The sequence below is a fragment of the Rhodococcus sp. 2G genome (assembly GCF_001886355.1).
In the GTDB taxonomy this organism is placed as follows: Bacteria; Actinomycetota; Actinomycetes; order Mycobacteriales; family Mycobacteriaceae; genus Rhodococcus; species Rhodococcus pyridinivorans.
In genome coordinates, this window is the sequence record NZ_CP018063.1 from 2,317,852 (window position 1) to 2,339,180 (window position 21,329).

18 protein-coding genes are annotated in these 21,329 nt (G+C 68.8%); 12 read left to right on the forward strand and 6 right to left on the reverse strand.

The features are described 5' to 3' along the window. Positions 1 to 16: 16 nt before the first annotated feature. Positions 17 to 367 (reverse strand): HesB/IscA family protein, encoded by a 351-nt coding sequence (locus tag BO226_RS10815; RefSeq protein WP_006554400.1) that lies wholly within the window; start codon positions 365 to 367, stop codon positions 17 to 19. Positions 368 to 508: 141 nt separating this feature from the next. Here BO226_RS10815 and BO226_RS10820 point away from each other — a divergent pair, with 141 nt between their 5' ends. Further along, the gene (locus tag BO226_RS10820) at positions 509 to 1,183 is read left to right on the forward strand and encodes a DUF3043 domain-containing protein (RefSeq protein WP_016693856.1); all 675 of its coding nucleotides are present in this window, start codon (positions 509 to 511) and stop codon (positions 1,181 to 1,183) included. Positions 1,184 to 1,196: 13 nt separating this feature from the next. Here BO226_RS10820 and BO226_RS10825 read toward each other — a convergent pair whose 3' ends face one another. Then, a complete protein-coding gene (locus BO226_RS10825) occupies positions 1,197 to 1,430 on the reverse strand; it encodes a hypothetical protein (protein WP_071935195.1) in 234 nt (77 codons plus the stop codon). A 123-nt stretch (positions 1,431 to 1,553) separates the two neighbouring features. On the opposite strand from BO226_RS10825, the gene cobT reads away from it, so the two are divergent. Both cobT and BO226_RS10835 read left to right on the forward strand, forming a co-directional pair. Then, entirely contained in the window at positions 1,554 to 2,645 is a 1,092-nt protein-coding gene (gene cobT, locus BO226_RS10830) for a nicotinate-nucleotide--dimethylbenzimidazole phosphoribosyltransferase (RefSeq protein WP_071935196.1), read from the forward strand. After that, positions 2,645 to 3,409: an adenosylcobinamide-GDP ribazoletransferase gene (locus tag BO226_RS10835; protein ID WP_071935197.1), complete on the forward strand. Its 765-nt coding sequence runs from the start codon at positions 2,645 to 2,647 to the stop codon at positions 3,407 to 3,409. Before cobT ends, BO226_RS10835 begins: the two co-directional genes overlap by 1 nt. A 74-nt stretch (positions 3,410 to 3,483) precedes the next feature. On the opposite strand, the gene BO226_RS10840 is transcribed toward BO226_RS10835, so the two are convergent. After that, positions 3,484 to 4,590: a branched-chain amino acid aminotransferase gene (locus BO226_RS10840; protein ID WP_024101305.1), complete on the reverse strand. Its 1,107-nt coding sequence runs from the start codon at positions 4,588 to 4,590 to the stop codon at positions 3,484 to 3,486. 32 nt (positions 4,591 to 4,622) lie between these two features. Next, on the reverse strand, positions 4,623 to 5,723 hold the full coding sequence (gene gcvT / locus BO226_RS10845) for a glycine cleavage system aminomethyltransferase GcvT (RefSeq protein WP_071935198.1): 1,101 nt from the start codon (positions 5,721 to 5,723) through the stop codon (positions 4,623 to 4,625). Between the two features lie 155 nt (positions 5,724 to 5,878). On the opposite strand from gcvT, the gene BO226_RS10850 reads away from it, so the two are divergent. The 5 genes from BO226_RS10850 (at position 5,879) to BO226_RS10870 (ending at position 12,614) form a co-directional block, all read left to right on the forward strand. Then, positions 5,879 to 7,390, forward strand: coding sequence for a leucyl aminopeptidase (locus BO226_RS10850; RefSeq protein WP_071935199.1), 1,512 nt, complete (start codon positions 5,879 to 5,881; stop codon positions 7,388 to 7,390). A gap of 298 nt (positions 7,391 to 7,688) precedes the next feature. After that, positions 7,689 to 9,818 (forward strand): 2-oxoglutarate dehydrogenase, E2 component, dihydrolipoamide succinyltransferase, encoded by a 2,130-nt coding sequence (sucB, locus tag BO226_RS10855; RefSeq protein WP_071935200.1) that lies wholly within the window; start codon positions 7,689 to 7,691, stop codon positions 9,816 to 9,818. 127 nt (positions 9,819 to 9,945) lie between these two features. Continuing rightward, positions 9,946 to 10,725: a lipoyl(octanoyl) transferase LipB gene (gene lipB, locus BO226_RS10860; protein WP_064061308.1), complete on the forward strand. Its 780-nt coding sequence runs from the start codon at positions 9,946 to 9,948 to the stop codon at positions 10,723 to 10,725. Positions 10,726 to 10,779: 54 nt separating this feature from the next. Next, positions 10,780 to 11,790 carry a lipoyl synthase gene (lipA, locus tag BO226_RS10865; protein ID WP_024101310.1) on the forward strand — a complete coding sequence of 337 codons (1,011 nt, stop codon included), beginning with the start codon at positions 10,780 to 10,782 and terminating at the stop codon, positions 11,788 to 11,790. An 83-nt stretch (positions 11,791 to 11,873) separates the two neighbouring features. Next, positions 11,874 to 12,614, forward strand: a complete 741-nt coding sequence (locus BO226_RS10870) for a DUF4191 domain-containing protein (RefSeq protein WP_006554409.1) — start codon at positions 11,874 to 11,876, stop codon at positions 12,612 to 12,614. A gap of 106 nt (positions 12,615 to 12,720) precedes the next feature. Here the strand turns inward: BO226_RS10870 and BO226_RS10875 are convergent, their stop codons facing one another. Then, positions 12,721 to 13,197 carry an RDD family protein gene (locus BO226_RS10875; protein ID WP_016694972.1) on the reverse strand — a complete coding sequence of 159 codons (477 nt, stop codon included), beginning with the start codon at positions 13,195 to 13,197 and terminating at the stop codon, positions 12,721 to 12,723. Positions 13,198 to 13,407: 210 nt separating this feature from the next. On the opposite strand from BO226_RS10875, the gene glnA reads away from it, so the two are divergent. From glnA to BO226_RS10895, 4 genes are all read left to right on the forward strand, one after another. Beyond that, positions 13,408 to 14,844 carry a type I glutamate--ammonia ligase gene (glnA, locus tag BO226_RS10880; protein WP_006554411.1) on the forward strand — a complete coding sequence of 479 codons (1,437 nt, stop codon included), beginning with the start codon at positions 13,408 to 13,410 and terminating at the stop codon, positions 14,842 to 14,844. Positions 14,845 to 15,069: 225 nt separating this feature from the next. Next, on the forward strand, positions 15,070 to 15,507 hold the full coding sequence (locus BO226_RS10885; RefSeq protein WP_198040633.1) for a Fur family transcriptional regulator: 438 nt from the start codon (positions 15,070 to 15,072) through the stop codon (positions 15,505 to 15,507). A gap of 37 nt (positions 15,508 to 15,544) precedes the next feature. Next, positions 15,545 to 17,728, forward strand: a complete 2,184-nt coding sequence (katG, locus tag BO226_RS10890; RefSeq protein ID WP_198040634.1) for a catalase/peroxidase HPI — start codon at positions 15,545 to 15,547, stop codon at positions 17,726 to 17,728. 246 nt (positions 17,729 to 17,974) lie between these two features. Further along, complete coding sequence (locus BO226_RS10895) at positions 17,975 to 18,310, forward strand: hypothetical protein (RefSeq protein WP_024101314.1); 336 nt, start codon at positions 17,975 to 17,977, stop codon at positions 18,308 to 18,310. A gap of 7 nt (positions 18,311 to 18,317) precedes the next feature. Here BO226_RS10895 and BO226_RS10900 read toward each other — a convergent pair whose 3' ends face one another. Next, positions 18,318 to 21,329 (reverse strand): bifunctional [glutamine synthetase] adenylyltransferase/[glutamine synthetase]-adenylyl-L-tyrosine phosphorylase, encoded by a 3,012-nt coding sequence (locus BO226_RS10900; protein WP_071935202.1) that lies wholly within the window; start codon positions 21,327 to 21,329, stop codon positions 18,318 to 18,320.

Here is a 21,329-nt window from a genome sequence, read left to right on the forward strand (position 1 = left end):
GAGGTGCGTTCTCGGTTCAGTTGAACGAGTCGCCGCAGGCGCACGACCCCGTGGCATTCGGGTTGTCGATGGTGAAGCCCTGCTTCTCGATGGTGTCGACGAAGTCGATCGACGCACCCTCGACGTACGGCGCGCTCATCCGGTCGACGGCGAGCGTCACACCGGCGAATTCTTTCGTGAGGTCGCCGTCCAGCGTGCGGTCGTCGAAGAACAGCTGGTACCGCAGACCGGCACAGCCTCCGGGCTGCACGGCGATACGCAGTGCGAGGTCGTCGCGGCCCTCCTGATCGAGCAGTGCCTTCGCCTTCGCAGCGGCGGCCTCGGTCAGGATGACGCCGTGAGTATCGGTCTCTTGCTGCACAGTCATGGGCGCTCCCTGTCGTTCGTGTCGAAACCCGATGGTTCAACGGTACCGCGCCGGAATCTATTCCTCGTGGACGAGTTGCGCCGAGCGTGGTATGGCGTGCGGAATTTCCCGCTTCTCTCCACTATCCCATAGCCTGGTGGTGTGAAGTTGCTACGCCGCGGTGGTTCCGACGACTCCGCCGATCACCAGGTTCCTGCGACCGAGGACTCCCCGGCCGCGACTCCCGACGATTCCGCGTCCGCGAAGGCGACGACCGGTAAGGGGCGTCCGACGCCCAAACGGCGCGACGCCGAGAACCGTCGTCGCGGTCCCGTCGCCCCCGCTCCCCTGACTGCGAAGGAAGCCCGCGAGCGCCGCAAGGCCGCACGCAAGTCGCAGAGCAAGGAAGAGCGCAAGGCGGCCGCCGCGCAGCGTCGCGCCGACGCGTCCGAGCGTCGCAACCGGATGCTCGCGGGCGAGGAGAAGTACCTGCTCCCCCGCGACCGCGGCCCGGTGCGCGCCTACGTGCGCGACATCGTCGACAGCCGGCGCAATCTCGTCGGCCTGTTCATGCCGCTCGCGCTCGTGCTCATCATGTCGATGTTCCTCGGGCCGGTGGTGCAGCAGTACGTCACGCTCGCGATGTTCGTGATGATGTTCCTGATGATCATCGAGGGCATCTATCTCGGGCGAATGGTCAACAAGAAGGTGCGCGAGCGCTTCCCCGATTCGACCGACGGTGGCTTCGGCCTCGGCTGGTACGCCTTCGTGCGCGCCTCCCAGATCAAGAAGCTGCGTGCACCGCTCCCCCGGGTCGGCCCGGGGGACGCCGTCTGACCTCCCGGCGACCTCAGTTGTGAGGCGCCCCGCACACCACCGGCGGTAGCTGCCGGATCTCGGCCGCGGCCTGCACGTCCTGCGACATGCGGTGCCGCGGCCGAGTCGTCCGTGCGGGGCGCTCCCAGTGGAGCCGCCAGGGCGCGCGCCGGACCCAGGCCGGCGCGGTGGCGGTCCGCCGGCGGAGCACCTCGAGACCGATGACCAGGGTGGACAGGACCAGGACGGCGACTGTGAGTTCGATCATGTCTCGATCCTCCGACCGAATCCGATCGCCGAGAAGTGGCAGTGATGACGCATAGCATCGGATTTCTGCCAGAGCGGGCGGTTGATAGCGTTCTCGCGTGAAGATCCGTCCGAGAGGTGACCTGTGACCAGCGGTTCCGATTCCCCCGCCGACGTCGAGTTCCCGCGCGTCGACCTACCCGATCTCGAAGCACGCGTCGCCGCCGAGGAACGCCAGCGGGATCTGACGAAACCCGCCCGCTCACTCGGACGGCTCGAGGAACTCGGGTGCTGGGTCGCAGCCTGTCAGGGCGAGGTCCCGCCCCATCCCTTCCGCCGACCGCGGGTCGTGGTCTTCGCAGGTGACCACGGCGTCGCGCGCAACGGGGTCTCGGCCTATCCGCCGGAGGTCACCGCGCAGATGGTGGCGAACCTGTCCGCGGGTGGCGCCGCCGTGAACGTGCTCGCCGCCGCCGCGGGCGCAGGAGTGCGGGTCGTCGACATGGCAGTCGAGAGCGACACCTCCCCCGAGGTGTCCGAGTTCAAGATCCGTCGCTCGAGCGGCAGCATCGACCGCGAGAACGCGCTCACGCACGACGAGACGGTCCGCGCGATCGAGGCCGGCCGGGCGCTCGCCGACCGCGAGGTCGACGAAGGCGCCGATCTCCTCGTCGCGGGCGATATGGGGATCGGGAACACCACTCCTGCAACCGTTCTCATCGCCATCCTCACCTCCACCGAACCCGTGGCCGCGGTCGGCCGCGGCACCGGCGTCGACGACGCGGGGTGGATGCGCAAGGTCACCGCGATCCGCGACGCCATGTGGCGGGCGCGGCCCCACGTACGCAATCCCGTCGCCCTGCTGCGCACCGCCGGTGGCGCGGACTTCGCTGCGATGGCGGGATTCCTCGCGCAGGCCGCGGTCCGCCGGACGCCGGTGATCCTCGACGGCGTCGTCGTCACCGCTGCTGCGATGGTCGCCGAGGAACTCGCACCCGGCGCGGCACGCTGGTGGGTGTCCGGTCACCGGTCGGCCGAACCCGCCCACACCATCGCGCTGCGTCATCTCCGGCTCGAACCGATCGTCGACCTCGGTATGCGCCTCGGCGAGGGATCGGGAGCCGTGACGGCGCTGCCGGTGCTGCAAGGTGCGGTCGCGATTCTCGCGCAGATGGCCACCTTCTCCGAAGCGGGCGTGAGCACCCGCGACGAGAGCGCCCCGGCAAACGCCGACTGATGATCCGCGCCTGGCTCGGCGGGGTCGCGCTGGCCCTGTCGTGGTTGACGGTCCTGCCCGCGCGAGGCCCGACGGAGATCGACCGGACGGTCGCCGGACGTGCGATCTCCGCGGCGCCGATCGCCGGTGCCGTACTCGCCGCCGCGGCCACAGCCCTCTGCCTGATCGGTTCCGCCGTCGGGACGCCACCACTGGTGACGGGCCTGGTGTGTGTCGGGGTGCTGGCGGTCGGCACCCGCGGAATGCACGTCGACGGCCTGAGTGACACCGCCGACGGTCTCGGCTGCTACGGCCCGCCCGAGCGGGCGCGCGAGGTGATGCACAGCGGCGGCGCGGGTCCCTTCGGTGTGGCGGCGCTCGTCGTCGTCCTCGGTCTGCAGGCCGCCTCGTTCGGTGCGCTCGTCGACACCGACGCGTGGGGGGCGGTCGGGTTCGCGGTCTTCTCCGGACGTGTGGCCGTGGTCGTCGCGTGCCGGCGCGGTGTCCCGGCAGCGCCCGGCAGCGGCTTCGGCTCGCTCGTGGCGGGGACGCAGGGTGTCGTGCCGATCACGGTGTGGACGGTGGCCGCGGTGGCACTGTCGCTCGTGTGCCTGCCCGGTCCGCTCTGGGCGGGACCGCTCGTCGTCACGGTGGTGCTGGTCGCCTCGGTGCTTTTCGCCCGTCACTGCGTCGCGCGCTTCGGCGGCATGAACGGCGACGTGCTCGGCGCGGTCACCGAGGGCACGGTCTCTGCCGTCGCGGTGGCTGCGGCGGCCTTGCTCTAGATCGCACTGCGTCCGGAAACGACGAAGGGGTGCTGCCGGAAATCCGGCAACACCCCTTCGCGTTCGTGGCTACGTCACTTGCGCAGCGTCGTCATCCATCCGTGGGTGTCGGCGAAGGTACCGCGCTGGATACCGGTCAGGGTGTCGCGCAGGGCCATCGTGATGGGGCCGGGCTCGCCGTCGGCGATGGTGAACTCGCCGTCCTTGTCCTTGACGCTGCCGACCGGCGTGATGACCGCGGCGGTACCGCACGCGAACACCTCGGTGATCTCACCGCTGCCGGCCTTCTCGCGCCACTCGTCGGTGCTGATGCGTCGCTCCTCGACCGAGAGACCGGAGTCCTTGGCGAGGGTGAGCAGCGAGTCGCGGGTGATGCCGGGGAGCAGCGAGCCGGACAGCTCCGGGGTTACCAGACGCGCGTCGGCACCGGACCCGTACACGAAGTACAGGTTCATGCCGCCCATCTCCTCGACGTACTTGCGCTCGATCGCGTCGAGCCAGACCACCTGGTCGCAGCCCTGCTCGGCAGCGTGCGCCTGCGCGACGAGCGAAGCCGCGTAGTTGCCGGCGAACTTCGCGGCGCCCGTGCCGCCCGGGGAGGCGCGCACGTACTCGCGGGAGAGCCACACGTTGACCGGCTTCACGCCGCGCGGGAAGTAGGCACCCGCCGGGGACGCTATGACGAGGAACTTGTACTCCTTCGCGGGCCGCACGCCGAGAGCCGGCTCGGTCGCGAAGGCGAAGGGACGCAGGTAGAGCGAATCCTCGCCGCCGGCGGCGGGAACCCACTCGTTGTCGACCTCGACCAGCTCGGTGATCGCCTTCACGAACAGCTCCGGCGGCAGGTACGGCATCGCGAGCCGCTCCGCGGACCGGTTCATGCGCGCGGCATTGGCGGTCACGCGGAACGACGCGATGCTGCCGTCGGCCTGCCGGTAGGCCTTGAGACCCTCGAAGATCGCCTGCCCGTAGTGCAGGACCATCGCGGCCGGGTCCAGGGATATCGGGGCGTACGGCTCGACTTTCGCGTCGTGCCAACCGATCCCGCCGGTGTAGGTGATCGACACCATGTGATCGGTGAAGTACTGCCCGAAACCGGGATTCGACAGAACCTCCTGGCGCCGCTCCGCAGAGCTCGGTGAAGGATGCTGGACGCGGGCGAATTCGAGGACACCTGTCATGGAGGACAATGGTACAACCGCCTGCAGAAGCCCTATCTGGTGTGGTCCTCGACGAACGGCGGAGCCATCACTTCGGCGCGCAGCGACCGTCCGCGCACGTCCACGCTCACTTCGTCGCCGGGTTCGAGTCCGGCGGCGGTGTCGAGGAGTGCGAGGGCGATGCCGATCTTGAGGGTCGGCGAGAAGGTGCCCGAGGTGGTCCGCCCGACCTCGTCACCGTCGCGACGCACGGTCAGGTCCTGACGCAGGACGCCGCGGTCGAGCGCCCGCAGGCCCCACAGTTTCCGTGCCGGGCCCGCCTCCTTCTCGCGGACCAGCGCGTCGCGACCCCAGAACTGCGGCTTCTTCCAGCCCACGGCCCAGCCGACCCGCGCTTCGAGCGGCGAGATGTCGACGGACAGCTCGTGCCCGTGCAGCGCGTAGCCCATCTCGGTGCGCAAGGTGTCGCGGGCGCCGAGACCGGCGGCCTGACCGCCCTGTGCGCGGACGGCGTCGAGCAGCGCGCGGAAGACACCTTCGGCGTCGTCCCAGCGCGGCAGCACCTCGTAGCCCCGTTCACCGGTGTAGCCACTGCGGCACACGCGCACCGGAGCACCCTCGTACTCGGCGTCGGCGAAGCCCATGTAGGCGATGTCGGTGGGCAGGCCGAGCGCCTCGAGGACCTCGACGGACTTCGGCCCCTGGACCGCGAACACCGCGTGGTCGCGATGCTGGTTCGTCACTGTGACGCCGGCCGGTGCCGCGGCGGCCAGCGCCTCGACGACCGCTGCGGTGTTGGCCGCGTTCGGAACGAGGAAGAGCTCGTCGTCGGAGACGTGGTAGACGATCAGGTCGTCGACGACACCGCCGTTCTCGGTGCAGCACAGGGTGTACTGCGCCTTGCCGGGACCGATGCGGGTGAGGTCGTTGCTGAGCGTGGTGTTCAGGAACTGGGCGGCATCCGGTCCGGCGACGAGTGCCTTGCCCAGGTGGCTGACGTCGAACAGTCCCACGTTCTCGCGCACGGCCGTGTGCTCGGCGACCGTCCCTGCGTAGGAGACCGGCATCTCCCAGCCGCCGAACGGAGCGAAGGTCGCACCGAGTTCGACGTGCACGGTGTGGATGGGGCCTTGCTTCAGTTCCTCGTCGCTCATGGCGTACGACGCTATCCCACCGCCACCGTGTCCGACAGCGACGCCGGGCGTCGTTGTCATTAGGGTCGATTACATCGAGGCGATTCCCCTCGCACCGAACGACGCCGCAAGAGAACGACTCGCTCGTTCCCGACCAAGCTCCAAGGAGATGCCCTGTGAGTGCACCCACTCCCGATCTTCCCGAACTCGTTCTCGCCGGTTCGGTTTCCACACGAGCCGATGTCCTGGTGATCGGCGTGACCTCCGCCGACGGCACCCCCGAGATCCTCGCAGGCGACGCCCCGATCGACGAAGCGGTTCTCGGCGAACTGCTCGACTCCCTGGTCGCCGTGGGCGCGAAAGGCCGCGGCGAGGAGCTCACCCGCGTGCCGGCGCCTGCCTCCCTGCCCGTGGCAAGCGTGCTCGCCGTCGGTCTCGGCGACGCCGACAAGATCGACGCCGAGCAGGTCCGCCGCTCCGCCGGTACCGCGGCGCGCGCACTGACAGGTGTGGAGACGGTCGCGACCACGCTGTCCGCCGTCGACCTCGGTGCCGCGGCGGAAGGTTTCGCGCTCGGCGCCTACACCTACACCGAGTTCCGGTCGGAGAAGTCCGCACCCAAGAAGGACGCGCAGCCGGTCGCGCGGGTGGAACTGCTCGTGCCCTCGACCCGCGACCGCGCGGCGAAGGCGGCGCTCTCCCGCTCCGTCGCGATCGCCGAGGCCGTCGCGACGGCCCGGAACTTCGTGAACACCCCGCCGAGCCACCTGTTCCCGGCCGAGTTCGCCGAGCGCGCGAAGGCACTCGGCGAGGCCGCCGGTCTGAAGGTCGAGATCCTCGACGAGAAGGTGCTCGAGAAGAAGGGCTTCGGCGGCATCGTCGGCGTCGGCAAGGGCTCGTCGCGTCCCCCGCGTCTCGTGCGCCTGTCCTACTCGTCGAAGAAGCGCAAGGCCCCGAAGGTCGCGCTCGTGGGCAAGGGCATCACCTTCGACACCGGCGGCATCTCCATCAAGCCCGCCGCCGGCATGGAGGCGATGACCTCCGACATGGCCGGCGCCGCCGCGGTCGTCGCGACCGTCGTGCTCGCCGCGAAGCTCGGTGTCGCCGCCGACGTCACCGCGACCGTGCCGATGGCCGAGAACATGCCGTCGTCGACCGCGCAGCGTCCGGGCGACGTGCTGACCCAGTACGGTGGAACCACCGTCGAGGTCATCAACACCGACGCCGAGGGTCGCCTGATCCTCGCCGACGCCATCGTGCGCGCATGCGAGGACGATCCCGACTACCTCATCGACACCGCGACCCTCACCGGCGCACAGATGGTCGCCCTCGGCACCCGGACGCCGGGCGTCATGGGTCACGACGAGTTCCGCGACCGCGTGGCCGCGCTGTCCCAGGAGGTCGGCGAGAACGGCTGGGCGATGCCCTTCCCGAAGGAACTGCGCGGTGATCTCGAGTCCCGCGTGGCCGACCTCGCGAACGTCTCCCCCCACCGGTGGGGCGGCATGCTCACGGCCGGCATCTTCCTGAAGGAGTTCGTCGCCGAGGGTGTGCAGTGGGCGCACATCGACGTCGCCGGCCCGGCCTTCAACACCGGCGGACCGTTCGGTTACGTCGGCAAGGGCGGCACCGGCGTGCCCGTGCGCACCATGCTCGCCGTGATCGAGGACATCGCCGCCAACGGATGATCTTCCGCACCGGTCCTCTCCCCGCCTGGCCCCGCCCGGGGCGAGGGAGAGGACCGGTGTGATCGGTAACAGCGGAACCCCGGTGTGAGGTGATCCGCCCCTCCCCGAACATCACCGAAAGATAGGTGCAAGGATGGGAGGGGCCATGCCCCGCCGGTATCGGCCCGACCGAACACGTGAACCAGCAGGCACGGGGTTCCTGGCCCGCGCACAATGGTCAACGACCACACAATGGTCGGCGACCACGAGTCGGTACAACTCAACACACACGAACACAACCGTCGAGGAGTCAACAGACATGGCCTTCTCCGTCCAGATGCCAGCGCTTGGTGAGAGCGTCACCGAGGGAACTGTCACGCGATGGCTCAAGCAGGAAGGAGACACGGTCGAAGTCGACGAGCCCTTGCTCGAAGTCTCCACGGACAAGGTCGACACCGAGATCCCGTCGCCTGCAGCCGGCGTGCTGGTCAAGATCGTCGCCCAGGAGGACGACACGGTCGAGATCGGTGGCGAACTGGCCGTGATCGGTGACGCCGGTGAGGAAGCCGGCGGAGATTCCGCACCCGCTGCCGAAGAGGCACCGGCCGAAGAGGCTCCCGCCGAAGAGCCCGCCGCGGAGTCCGCCCCCGCGCAGCCCGCATCCTCGGGTGGTAGCGGCGAGGGCACCCCGGTCACCATGCCGGCACTGGGCGAGTCGGTCACCGAAGGCACCGTCACCCGCTGGCTCAAGGCCGTCGGCGACGAGGTCGCCGTGGACGAACCGCTCCTCGAGGTCTCCACCGACAAGGTCGACACCGAGATCCCCTCCCCGGTCGCCGGCATCCTCACCGAGATCACCGCTCAGGAGGACGAGACCGTCGAGGTCGGCGGACAGCTCGCTGTCATCGGCAGCGAGGCCCCGGCCCAGCAGTCCGCTCCCGCCGAGCAGTCCGCCCCGGCCGAGGAGTCGGCGCCGGCCGCCGAGCCCACCACCGAGCCGTCCGAGGAGGCCGCTCCGGCTCCGTCCGCCCCCGCGCAGCCCGCATCCTCGGGTGGTAGCGGCGAGGGCACCCCGGTCACCATGCCGGCACTGGGCGAGTCGGTCACCGAAGGCACCGTCACCCGCTGGCTCAAGGCCGTCGGCGACGAGGTCGCCGTGGACGAACCGCTCCTCGAGGTCTCCACCGACAAGGTCGACACCGAGATCCCCTCCCCGGTCGCCGGCATCCTCACCGAGATCACCGCTCAGGAGGACGAGACCGTCGAGGTCGGTGGACAGCTCGCCGTCATCGGCAGCGAGGCCCCGGCCCAGCAGTCCGCTCCCGCCGAGGAGAAGCCCGCGCCGAAGCAGGAGGTTCCGAAGCAGGAGACTCCGAAGCCCGCCGAGCAGAAGCCCGCCGCACAGCAGCAGGCCCCGAAGGTCGAGCAGGCCACCCCGGCTCCCGCACCGAAGCCGGTCGGGACCGCGGCGACGACCCCGAAGCCCGCGCCTCAGGAGGAGTCCACCCCGAGCGGTGCGACCCCGTACGTCACCCCGCTCGTGCGCAAGCTCGCCTCGCAGCACGGCGTCGACCTGTCGACGGTGAAGGGCACCGGTGTCGGTGGCCGCATCCGCAAGCAGGACGTCCTCGCTGCCGCCGAGGGTGGCAAGGCAGCCGGTGGCGAGCAGCAGAAGTCGGCCGCTCCGGCGAGTCCGGCTCCGGGTGTGCGCCCCGAGCTCGCCAAGCTGCGCGGAACGACCCAGAAGATCAACCGCATCCGCCAGATCACGGCGAAGAAGACCCTCGAGTCGCTGCAGACCACCGCGCAGCTCACCCAGACCTTCGAGGTCGACGTCACCAAGATCGCCCAGCTGCGGGCCCAGGCGAAGAAGGCGTTCTCCGAGCGCGAGAGCGTCAACCTCACCTTCCTGCCGTTCTTCGCCAAGGCTGTCGTCGAGGCGCTGCGCGCGCACCCGAACGTCAACGCCTCCTTCGACGACAGCAAGAAGGAGATCACCTACCACGCGGCCGAGCACCTCGGCATCGCGGTGGACACCGAGCAGGGCCTGCTCTCCCCGGTGATCCACAACGCCGGCGACCTGTCGCTGGCCGAGCTCGCCCGCGCGATCGCCGACATCGCCGAGCGTGCCCGCAAGGGTGGTCTCAAGCCCGACGAGCTGGCCGGTGGCACCTTCACCATCACCAACATCGGTAGCCAGGGCGCGTTGTTCGACACCCCGATCCTCGTGCCGCCGCAGGCCGCGATGCTCGGAACCGGCGCGATCGTCAAGCGTCCGGTCGTGGTGATCGACGAGACCGGCAACGAGTCCATCGGCGTCCGCTCGATGTGCTACCTGCCGCTCACCTACGATCACCGCCTGATCGACGGTGCCGATGCGGGCCGCTTCCTCAAGACGATCAAGCATCGTCTCGAGGAGGGCGCGTTCGAGTCCGATCTGGGACTGTAGGTTTCCGGATCCGGACTATCCGTCCGACGACCTCCGACGGGGGCATCACCACTGCGGTGATGCCCCCGTCGGCGTCCGCGCCACAGCGGGTGCCCTCCCCCTGCGGTGCGGCGTAGAGTTCAGGAACATGAGTGATCCCTCGTCTTCCGCCCGTTCCGATTCGGCTCCCGTCGCCGTCGCATGTCTCGGAACCCTCGGTTATCTCGAGGCCTGGGAGAGGCAGCGCGAACTCGCGAACGAGCGCGCCGACGGCATCGGCGCCGACACCCTGCTCCTGCTCGAACACCCGCCCGTCTACACGGCCGGGCGCCGCACCGAGGACGGCGACCGCCCCACCGACGGCACGCCCGTCATCGACGTCGACCGCGGCGGCAAGATCACCTGGCACGGCCCCGGGCAGCTCGTGGGCTACCCCATCGTCAAGCTCGCCGAGCCGATCGACGTCGTCGGCTACGTGCGTCGCATCGAACAGGGCCTGATCCGCGTCTGTACCGACATGGGCCTGAACTGCGGCCGCGTGGAAGGACGCTCCGGTGTCTGGCTTCCCGCCGAGCTGCGCGACGGGCACTGGCTCCCCGAACGCAAGATCGCCGCGATCGGCATCCGGGTGCAACGTGGTGTCGCCATGCACGGCTTCGCACTCAACTGCAATTCGGCTCTCGACGCGTTCGACTCGATCGTCCCGTGCGGCATCCGCGACGCCGGAGTCGCGTCGCTCACCGGCGAACTCGGCCGGGAGGTCACCGTCGACGACGTGATCCCGGCCGTCACCGAGGCCGTCATCGCCGCTCTCGACGGCCGAATCCCCGTGACGGAGTGCGACATCGAACGGGTCACCTTCGAGCACGCCGTCGGGGCGTCCGGAATTCCCACCACCACCCCGGAATTCACGACACACCGGTTCTGAGGGGCGGTCGCACCCGCCGGGTCCGGGCAGGACCGGCGGCGTACGATCGAGTGCGTGACTGTGGCCCCAGAAGGACGCAAGCTGCTGCGGATCGAGACCCGAAACGCGCAGACGCCGATCGAACGCAAACCCAACTGGATCAAGACCCGGGCGAAGATGGGCCCGGAGTACACCGACCTCAAGGGCCTGGTGCGACGCGAAGGTCTGCACACGGTCTGTGAGGAAGCCGGTTGTCCCAACATCTACGAGTGCTGGGAAGACCGCGAGGCGACATTCCTCATCGGTGGCGAGCAGTGCACCCGTCGCTGCGACTTCTGCCAGATCGACACCGGTAAGCCCGCCGCGCTCGACCGCGACGAGCCGCGTCGTGTCGCCGAGTCGGTCCGCTCGATGGGTCTGCGCTACTCCACGATCACCGGCGTCGCCCGCGACGATCTGCCCGACGGCGGCGCATGGCTGTACGCCGAGACAGTGAAGCAGATCCACGCGCTCAACCCGGGCACCGGCGTCGAGAACCTCATCCCCGACTTCAACGGCAAGCCCGACCTGCTGCAGGAGGTCTTCGAGTCGCGTCCCGAGGTGCTCGCGCACAACGTCGAGACCGTGCCGCGGATCTTCAAGCGCATCCGTCCGGCCTTCCGCTACGAGCGGTCGCTCGACGTGATCCGGCAGGCCCGCGACTTCGGACTGGTCACCAAGTCCAACCTCATCCTCGGCATGGGCGAGACCCCCGAGGAGGTCACCGAAGCGCTGCACGACCTGCACGACGCCGGCTGCGACATCATCACGATCACCCAGTACCTGCGGCCCTCCCCGCTCCACCATCCGGTCGAGCGCTGGGTCAAGCCGCAGGAGTTCGTCGATCACTCCGAGACCGCCCGCGAGATCGGGTTCGCCGGTGTGATGGCCGGTCCGCTGGTGCGTTCGTCGTACCGCGCCGGTCGCCTGTACGCGCAGGCGATGGCCCACCACGGACGCGAACTTCCCGCCGACCAGGCGCATCTCGCCGAGGAGGGCACGGCGTCCCAGGAAGCCGGCGCCGTTCTCGCGCGCTTCGGCAACTGACCTCCCGCCGCTCGTCGCGGCAGGTCCTCAGGCGGCCCCGGTGGTGGTAAACGTGCCACCACCGGGGCCGTATCCTTGAGTACATGGCGAAGGGCAGCAAGACCGACAAGGAAGCGAAGGCCGCGGCGAAGGCCGCACGCAAGCAGGCGTCGAAGGAGCGTCGAACCCAGCTGTGGCAGGCGTTCCAGATCCAGCGCAAGGAGGACAAGGCACTCCTGCCGTGGATGATCGGTGCCCTCGTCGGTTCGATCGTGGTGTTCTTCCTCGTCGGCCTGATCTTCGACATCCAGTGGTTCCTGCTGCCGGTCGGCATCCTCGTCGGCGTCCTGTTGGCCTTCATCATCTTCGGGCGCCGCGTGCAGAAGAGCGTGTACGCGAAGGCCGACGGCCAGGCCGGTGCGGCCGCGTGGGCGCTCGACAACCTGCAGGGCGCATGGCGCGTGAGCCAGGCGGTCGCGGGCACCACCCAGCTCGACGCCGTGCACCGCGTCATCGGACGCCCCGGCATCATCCTCGTCGGTGAGGGCAACCCCGGTCGCGTGAAGGGCCTGATGGCCCAGGAGAAGAAGCGGGTCGCGCGTCTCGTCGGCGACACCCCGATCTACGAGTTCGTCGTCGGCAACGAGGAGGGCCAGATTCCGCTCTCCCAGCTGCAGAAGCGTCTGAACAAGCTGCCTCGCAACATCGACACCAAGCGGATGGACACCATCGAGGGTCGCCTGTCCGCGCTGAGCACGAAGAAGTCCGGGCCGGCCATGCCCAAGGGTCCGCTTCCCGCCGGTGCGAAGATGCGCAGCGTGCAGCGCACGATGCGCCGCCGCTGATCTTCCGAAGTACGCCCAAGGCCGCCTCTCGTCCCGGGGACGAAGGCGGCCTTCGGCGTATGCGGAGCAGTTTTCGGGTGATCGGCTCGAACGGACGCGTGCGCGGTCAGCGCGAACGGACGACCGCGGTGCCCGTGGCGCGATCCTGCAGGCCGCGACCGTCGATGTCGGTGACGAGCGCCGGGGCGATGAACACCAGCAGCACCTGACGTGCGAGCGCGCGCACGATGCCGACCCGCACGGGGGCGTCCACCCGCACGACCTGCAGCCCGGCGACGAACTGGCCGGGGGTGAACGAGAACAGGCTCACGCATCCCACGCCCACCACGAACCAGATGATGAGGGTGTACGACGACAGCAGCGGGCTCTCGAGCGGGTTGCCCCCGACGAGGCCGGCGGCGATCGCCATGGACATGAACCAGTCGACCGCGAGGGCGAGTACCCGGCGGACGGTGGGCACCATGGAGCCGGGGCCGTGTTCGGGGAGGCCGAGCAGTTGCCCGGGATAGTCCTGCTCCTGCTGGAGACCTTTGGGAAGCGCCGCAGCAGGCCCGGAAAGCCAACTGCCCGTCATGCGTGCCATGGCACCAGGATAAGCTCTCATGGGCGGACCAGCGTCGACCCGTGTTGGCCGCGGTGACTTATACCACCTTTTCGACCTCACAGCAGGACGAAAGCATGTGTAACACCCGCGAAACATAGGCTTGATGGACGGGCAACACCAGATCCATAACGTCTGATCCGACGCAGGCGCCCAGCACCCATGGCGCGCACCGACTGAAGGAGCACAAGCGTGGCGTTCACCACGGCCGAAGAGGTCATCAAGTACATCGCGGAAGAGAACGTCGAGTACGTCGATATCCGCTTCACGGACCTGCCCGGCATCGAACAGCACTTCTCGATCCCGGCGAAGGCGTTCAACGAGGACGTCTTCGAGGACGGCCTGGCATTCGACGGATCCTCCGTGCGGGGTTTCCAGTCCATCCACGAGTCGGACATGCTCCTGCTCCCCGATGTGACGACCGCCCGCATCGATCCCTTCCGCGCCGCCAAGACCCTGAACGTCAGCTTCTTCGTCCACGATCCGTTCACCCGTGAGTCCTACAGCCGCGACCCCCGCAACGTCGCGCGTAAGGCCGAGGAATACCTGATCAGCACCGGCATCGCCGACACCGCCTTCTTCGGTGCCGAGGCCGAGTTCTACATCTTCGACTCCGTCTCCTACGACTCGAAGATGAACGGCGCGTTCTACGAGCTCGATTCGATCTCCGGCTCGTGGAACACCGGCGCCGAGTACAACGCCGACGGCACCCCGAACCGCGGCTACAAGGTCCGCCCGAAGGGTGGCTACTTCCCCGTCGCTCCGTACGACCACTACGTCGACCTGCGCGACGAGATCTCCACCAACCTGCAGCTCGCCGGCTTCGAGCTCGAGCGCGGCCACCACGAGGTGGGCACCGGCGGCCAGGCCGAGATCAACTACAAGTTCAACACGCTGCTCTCCGCAGCCGACGACCTGCAGCTGTTCAAGTACATCGTCAAGAACACGGCGTGGAAGAACGGCAAGACCGCCACCTTCATGCCGAAGCCGCTCTTCGGCGACAACGGCTCGGGCATGCACGTGCACCAGTCGCTGTGGAAGGACGGCAAGCCGCTGTTCCACGACGAGTCCGGCTACGCGGGTCTGTCCGACCTCGCCCGCTGGTACATCGGCGGCATCCTCCACCACGCGCCGTCGCTGCTCGCCTTCACGAACCCGACGATCAACTCGTACCACCGTCTGGTGCCGGGCTACGAGGCTCCGATCAACCTCGTGTACAGCCAGCGCAACCGTTCGGCCGCCGTGCGTATCCCGATCACGGGCAACAACCCGAAGGCCAAGCGTCTCGAGTTCCGCGCTCCCGACTCCTCGGGTAACCCCTACCTGAACTTCGCGGCGCAGATGATGGCCGGCCTCGACGGCATCAAGAACAAGATCGAGCCGCTCGCTCCGGTCGACAAGGACCTCTACGAGCTCCCGCCGGAGGAGGCCAAGAACATCCCGCAGGCCCCCACCAGCCTGTCGGCCGTGATCGACAACCTCGAGCGCGACCACGAGTACCTCACCGAGGGCGGCGTCTTCACCACCGACCTCATCGAGACCTGGATCTCGCTCAAGCGCGAGCAGGAGATCGCTCCGGTCAACCTGCGCCCGCACCCCTACGAGTTCCAGCTGTACTTCGACTGCTGAGTCGAGTCCGGTAAGCACTCTTCGAGAGGCCGTTCGTCCCTTCCGGGACGGGCGGCCTCTCGCCTTGTCTGCGCCCCTTCCGCTCCGGCATCCTCGCGCGCCGAAACGGGGTTCGCCCCTGCTGCAGCAGCAGCAAGCCCCGGTTCGGCGCGCGAGAATCGTTTGTTCGTCATCGAATCCGGCGAAATCGCGACCGGTTCCAGAAAAGTCGTCCATAGTGGGCACGTGCCCTCGACGCGGGATTTCTCCGAGCGGTTACGCGCAGCCGGTCTTCGCGTGACCCGACAGCGTCTGGCGGTGCTCGATGCGGCGCACGAGCACCCGCACGCCGATGCCGATCGCATCTTCGACGCGGTCGGCGCCGTCGTTCCCGGCATCGGCCGGCACACCGTGTACGACATCCTCCACGCGCTCTCGGCACACGGCCTGCTCCGGCGAATCCAGCCCGCAGGTTTCCACGCGCGGTACGAGGTGCGTGTCGGCGACAGTCATCACCACCTCGTCTGCCGGTCCTGCGCCGTGATCTCGGATGTCGACCACACCGTCGGTGACTCGCGTTGCCTGTCACCGGTGGACGCAGGTTTCGACGTCGACGAGGCGGACGTCGTCTTTTGGGGCCTGTGCCGCGACTGTTCGACAGACGATCCACGACAACAGCCCTGAATCGGTCCGATCGACCCTGATCCGGAAGGAAACCGCAGTGTCCGAAAGCGAAAACCCGGCAGTCCCCTCCCCCGAGCCGTCACCGCACCGGCCGAGGACCAATCAGGACTGGTGGCCGGACCAGCTGGATTTGACGGTCCTGCACCAGCATTCACCGCTGTCCAATCCGTTGGAACCCGACTTCGACTACTCGAAGGAAGTCGAATCCCTCGATGTCGAGGCGCTCCGTCAGGATCTGATCGACCTGATGACGGATTCCCAGGACTGGTGGCCGGCCGACTTCGGTCACTACGGGGGTCTGTTCATCCGTATGAGCTGGCACTCGGCCGGCACCTACCGCATCGCCGACGGTCGCGGTGGCGGCGGCAAGGGCGCGCAGCGGTTCGCTCCGCTCAACAGCTGGCCCGACAACGTCAGCCTCGACAAGGCCCGTCGTCTCCTGTGGCCGATCAAGCAGAAGTACGGCCGCAAGCTCTCCTGGGCCGACCTGCTGGTCTTCGCCGGCAACTGCGCCTACGAGTCGATGGGGTTCAAGACGTTCGGCTTCGCGTTCGGCCGCGAGGACATCTGGGAGCCCGACGAGGTCTTCTGGGGCCCGGAGGACACCTGGCTCGGCGACGAACGCTACGCCGGTGAGCGCGAACTCCAGGGCCCACTGGGTGCCGTCCAGATGGGTCTGATCTACGTCAATCCCGAAGGCCCCAACGGCAACCCGGAGATCCTCGCGTCCGGACGCGACATCCGCGAGACGTTCGCCCGGATGGCGATGAACGACGTCGAGACGGCCGCGCTCATCGTCGGCGGTCACACCGTCGGCAAGACTCACGGTGCCGCCCCGGCCGACAATCTCGGGCCCGAACCCGAGGGTGCCCCGATCGAACAGCAGGGTCTCGGCTGGAAGAACTCGTACGGCACCGGTGTCGGTGGCGACACGATCACCAGCGGTCTCGAGGTCACCTGGACGCCCACTCCGACCAAGTGGGACAACAGCTTCCTCGAGACGCTGTACGCCTACGAGTGGGAGAAGACCAAGAGCCCCGCCGGTGCGTGGCAGTGGACGCCGAAGGGCGGTGCCGGCGCGGACACCGTGCCCGACGCCCACGACCCGACGAAGAAGCACGCGCCGGGCATGCTCACCAGCGACCTCGCGTTGCGCTACGACCCCGTCTACGGCGAGATCACCCGGCGCTGGCTCGACCATCCCGAGGAACTCGAGCAGGAGTTCGCCAAGGCGTGGTTCAAGCTGCTGCACCGCGACATGGGTCCGCTCTCGCGGTACCGCGGACCGTGGATCCCGGAACCGCAGATCTGGCAGGACCCGGTGCCGGACGTCGACCACGAGCTGATCGACGAGAGCGACATCGCCTCACTCAAGGCGAAGGTCCTCGACTCGGGAGCGACGATCCCGCAGCTCGTCGCCACCGCGTGGGCGTCGGCCGCGAGCTTCCGCGGCACCGACAAGCGCGGCGGCGCGAACGGCGCGCGCGTGCGGCTCGAGCCGCAGAAGGACTGGGAAGCCAACGAACCCGAGCAGCTCGCACAGGTACTGCAGATCCTCGAGGGTATCCAGCAGGACTTCAACGGCTCGGGCGGCAACAAGAAGGTCTCCCTGGCGGATCTGATCGTCCTCGCCGGTAACGCCGCGGTGGAGAAGGCCGCCAAGGATGCGGGACACGACATCACGGTTCCGTTCTTCCCCGGCCGCACCGATGCGAGCCAGGAGTGGACCGACGTCGAGTCGTTCGAGGTGCTCGAGCCGAAGCACGACGGTTTCCGCAACTACCTGCGCGGTGAAGAGAAGCTTCCGCCCGAGAAGCTGTTCCTCGAGCGCGCCAACCTGCTGACGCTGACCGCGCCCGAGACGACGGTGCTCGTCGGCGGTCTGCGTGCGCTCGGCGCGAATCACGGCGGCAGCAAGCACGGGGTCTTCACCGACCGCCCGCAGACCCTGACGAACGACTTCTTCGTCAATCTGCTCGACATGGGGACCGAGTGGAAGGTCTCGCAGAACAGCGAGGGCGTCTACGAAGGACGCGCTCGGGGATCGGACCAGGTCAAGTACACCGCGACCGCCGTCGACCTGGTCTTCGGGCATAACTCGCAGCTGCGGGCGCTCGCCGAGGTCTACGCGACCGACGATGCCGGCCCGAAGTTCGTCCGCGATTTCGTCGCGGCCTGGACGAAGGTGATGAACCTGGATCGTTTCGATCTGAAGAAGTGACCGCGCCGGCGGTCCACGACCGCGCCTGACGCACCGTCCCGGAGCCACCCGTCGTGTTCGGCGGGTGGCTCCGTCGTGTGCAGGGGGTCGTGCGCAGGTCCGCCGAGCCGAAACCGACTGGACAGCCGTACTGCACACGGGTGTACCGTGAGGACACAGCTTTGGTGATGTTCGTCACACCCGCTCGCGGGGGAGTGGATGCGACGTGGTCCGTATCCGAACGACACGTCTCCTCGGGAGGCCACCATGCGTAGATCCCTCGTTTCGGCAGCATGCGCCGCTGTCATGCTGTCCCCCGTCCCTCTGTCCGTCGCATTCGCAGGCACCGCAGCGGCCCAGACCGACATCTCCGTCGTCGGCATGTCGCAGGAGCAGGCACAGCAGGTGCTCTCCGACGCGGGCGTCCCCTACATCATCCTCAACCGGTCCGGCAGCACCATGCAGAACTGCAGGGTGACCGAGCAACGCGACCGCGGCTACGACGTCGAGGTCGAGTACGACTGGGACCACGAGAACAAGGAGTGGGACAAGACCGAGGTCGAGGTCTGGCGAGGACTCGCACTCGTCGTCTTCTGCGACTGACGGTCCGTCAGTCCCAGAACACCCGCTCGACGACCGCCCGCGCCCGACGCGTGACGCGTAGGTAGTGGTCGAGGAACTCCGACGCGTCCTCACCACGCCACCCCGTCACGCGGGCAACGGCTTCGAGCAGCCGTCCCGGCCCCGGGAGCTGGTCGGTCGGTTTGCCGCGGACGAGCACGAGACAGTTCCGCGCATCCGTCGCGGTGATCCATGCCGTGCGCAGGAGTTCGACGTCGGTCGCGCTGAGCAGCTCGGCGGCGCCGATGCCGTCGAGCGCCTCGAGCGTCGAGGTCGTGCGGAGCGCCGGGAGCCGGTAGGCGTGCTGGAGTTGCAGCAGCTGCACGGTCCATTCGATGTCGGCGAGGCCGCCCCGTCCGAGTTTGGTGTGGGTGGCCGGGTCGGCCCCGCGCGGCAGCCGCTCGGAGTCCACACGTGCCTTGATGCGCCGGATCTCGCGGACGGCCTCCTGCGAGACCCCGCCCTCCGGATAGCGCACCTCGTCGATCATGTGCAGGAAGCGGGTGCCGAGTTCGCGGTCGCCCGCGACGGCGTGTGCACGCAGCAGCGCCTGCACCTCCCACACCTCGGCCCACTGCGTGTAGTACGCCCGGTAGGACGCGAACGTCCGGACGATCGGGCCGCTGCGACCTTCCGGACGCAGATCCAGATCGACCTCGAGCGGTGGGTCGGTGCTCGGCGCGCCGAGGAGTCGCCGCACCTGCTCGGCGATGCTCGTGGCCCACTTGACCGCATCGGTCTCGTCGGCGTCCGGCAGCGGGTCGCACACGAACAGCACGTCCGCGTCGGATCCGTAGCCGAGTTCGCCGCCTCCGAGCCGGCCCATCCCGATCACTGCGATACGCGCCGGCGCCGGTCCGCGGGACTGTTCCGAGCCCCGGATCACCGCGTCGAGCGCGGCTTCGAGGACACCCGCCCATACCGTGGACAACGCCCGGCACACTTGCGGCACGTCGAGCATGCCGAGGATGTCGGCACTCGCGACGCGCGCGAGTTCGGCGCGGCGCAGCGAACGCGCGGCGGCGATGGCGCGAGCGGGGTCGGAGTAGCGCGAGGACGATGCGACGAGGGCGCGCGCAACCTCGGGCGGGTTCGCCTCGAGCAGCCGCGGCCCGGTCGAGGCGTCGGCGTACAGGCGGATGACGTCGGGAGATTTCACCAGCAGGTCGGCGACGTAGGCCGACGAGCCGAGCACCGTCATGAGACGTTCGGCGACGGCCGGCTCGTCGCGCAGCACCCGCAGGAACCAGACCGTGTCGTAGAGCGCATCGGACAGCCGCCGGTAGGCGAGCAGACCGGCGTCGGGATCGGTTGTCTCGCCGAGATATTCGAGCAACTGAGGGAGCAGCAGTGCCTGGATGCGCGCCTTGCGGGAGGCTCCCCCGGACAACGCCGCCAGATGTTCCATCGCGTGCTGCGGGCCGTTGTACCCCAGCGCGGCGAGCTGGCGGACGGCCGCGTCGGGCGACAACCGCAGCGCTTCCTTGTCGAGCTTGCTCACCGAGTCCAGCAGCGGCCGGTAGAACAGGCGCGCGTGCAGTTTCCGGATCCGCGACGAGTTGCGCTTGATCTCCGATTCGAGCACGCCGAGGGCGTCCTTGCGCCCGTCCGGCCGCATGTGCGCGGCGCGCGCGAGCCACCGCAGGGCCTCGCGGTCCTCGGGCGGTGGCAGGGTGTGGGTCCGCTTGAGCCGCTGGAGCTGGAGCCGGTGTTCGAGCAGGCGGAGGAACTCGTAGGACGCCCGCATGTTCGCGGCGTCGTCGCGCCCGACATAACCGCCGTCGGCGAGCGCGCACAGCGCTTCGACGGTGTTGGGCACGCGCAGCGATTCGTCGACGCGACCGTGCACGAGTTGGAGCAACTGCACGGCGAACTCGACGTCGCGGAGGCTGCCGCGTCCGAGCTTGAGTTCGCGTTCGCGTAATTCCGGGGGCACCATCTCCTCGACCCGGCGGCGCATCGCCTGCACGTCGGGCACGAAGTCCTCGCGTTCGGAGGCGGTCCACACCATCGGGCTCAGGGCGTCGATGTACCGGCGGCCGAGGTCGAGGTTCCCGGTCATCGGCCGTGCCTTGAGCAGTGCCTGGAACTCCCAGGTCTTGGCCCACCGGTTGTAGTAGGCGACGTGGGATTCGAGGGTGCGGACGAGCTCGCCGCGTTTGCCCTCCGGTCGCAGCGCGGCGTCGACCTCGAAGAAGGCCGACGTGCCGATGCGCATCATCTCGCCGGCGATCCGGCTCGCGCGGGCGTCGGCGGGTTCGGCGACGAAGACGACGTCGACGTCGCTGACGTAGTTCAGCTCGCGCGCACCGCACTTGCCCATCGCGATGACGGCGAGGTCGATCGGGCACGGGCCCTCCGGGATCACCGTGGACACGGCCACCGCAAGGGCCGCGGTCAGCGCCGCGTCGGCGAGGTCGGCGAGCAGCGCCCCGACCTCGAGATAGGGCAGCACCGGTTCGTTCTCGACGACCGCCGCGAGATCGGCGGCGGCGATCAGCATCAGTTGGTCGCGGTAGGTGGTGCGCAGCGCCGCGACCGCGTGCGGGCCGATGAGCCCGGCCCGGTGGATCAGCCGGCCGGGACGTCCGTCGGGCTCGGGTTCGGCGTCGACGCTGTCGAGCATCCGCGCCGTGAAGGTGTGCTTGTCGGGCAGCGCCGCGCTGCCCGCGAGCATCTTCCAGCGATCCGGGTTGGCGACGATGTGGTCGCCGAGCGCCGACGACGCCCCGAACAGACCGAACAACCGGCCGCGCAGGCGCGTGTCGGAGCGCAGCGCCGAGTCGAGTTCGGCCCAGTCGTCACCGAGCGCGTCGGCCAGGCGCGCGAGGGTGCGCAGGGCCAGGTCGGCGTTGGGGGCACGGGACAGCGCCCACAGCAGTTCGACGCTGTCGGCGTCGTTCCATCCGAGTCGAGCGAGCTCGGCGGGGGCGGTCGGCTCGACGAGGCCGAGCCGACCGGGGCCGGGAACTACCGAACGCGCGCTGGGCGGTCTCACCAC

Bases quoted from the DNA above. Each gene is read 5' to 3' on its own strand.
- sucB (WP_071935200.1), top strand. From the start codon at position 7,689: ATGGCCTTCTCCGTCCAGATGCCAGCGCTTGGTGAGAGCGTCACCGAG.
- BO226_RS10815 (WP_006554400.1), bottom strand. From the start codon at position 367: ATGACTGTGCAGCAAGAGACCGATACTCACGGCGTCATCCTGACCGAG.
- BO226_RS10840 (WP_024101305.1), bottom strand. From the start codon at position 4,590: ATGACAGGTGTCCTCGAATTCGCCCGCGTCCAGCATCCTTCACCGAGC.
- BO226_RS10825 (WP_071935195.1), bottom strand. From the start codon at position 1,430: ATGATCGAACTCACAGTCGCCGTCCTGGTCCTGTCCACCCTGGTCATC.
- BO226_RS10895 (WP_024101314.1), top strand. From the start codon at position 17,975: ATGCGTAGATCCCTCGTTTCGGCAGCATGCGCCGCTGTCATGCTGTCC.
- BO226_RS10835 (WP_071935197.1), top strand. From the start codon at position 2,645: ATGATCCGCGCCTGGCTCGGCGGGGTCGCGCTGGCCCTGTCGTGGTTG.
- gcvT (WP_071935198.1), bottom strand. From the start codon at position 5,723: ATGAGCGACGAGGAACTGAAGCAAGGCCCCATCCACACCGTGCACGTC.
- BO226_RS10870 (WP_006554409.1), top strand. From the start codon at position 11,874: ATGGCGAAGGGCAGCAAGACCGACAAGGAAGCGAAGGCCGCGGCGAAG.
- BO226_RS10875 (WP_016694972.1), bottom strand. From the start codon at position 13,197: ATGGCACGCATGACGGGCAGTTGGCTTTCCGGGCCTGCTGCGGCGCTT.
- lipB (WP_064061308.1), top strand. From the start codon at position 9,946: ATGAGTGATCCCTCGTCTTCCGCCCGTTCCGATTCGGCTCCCGTCGCC.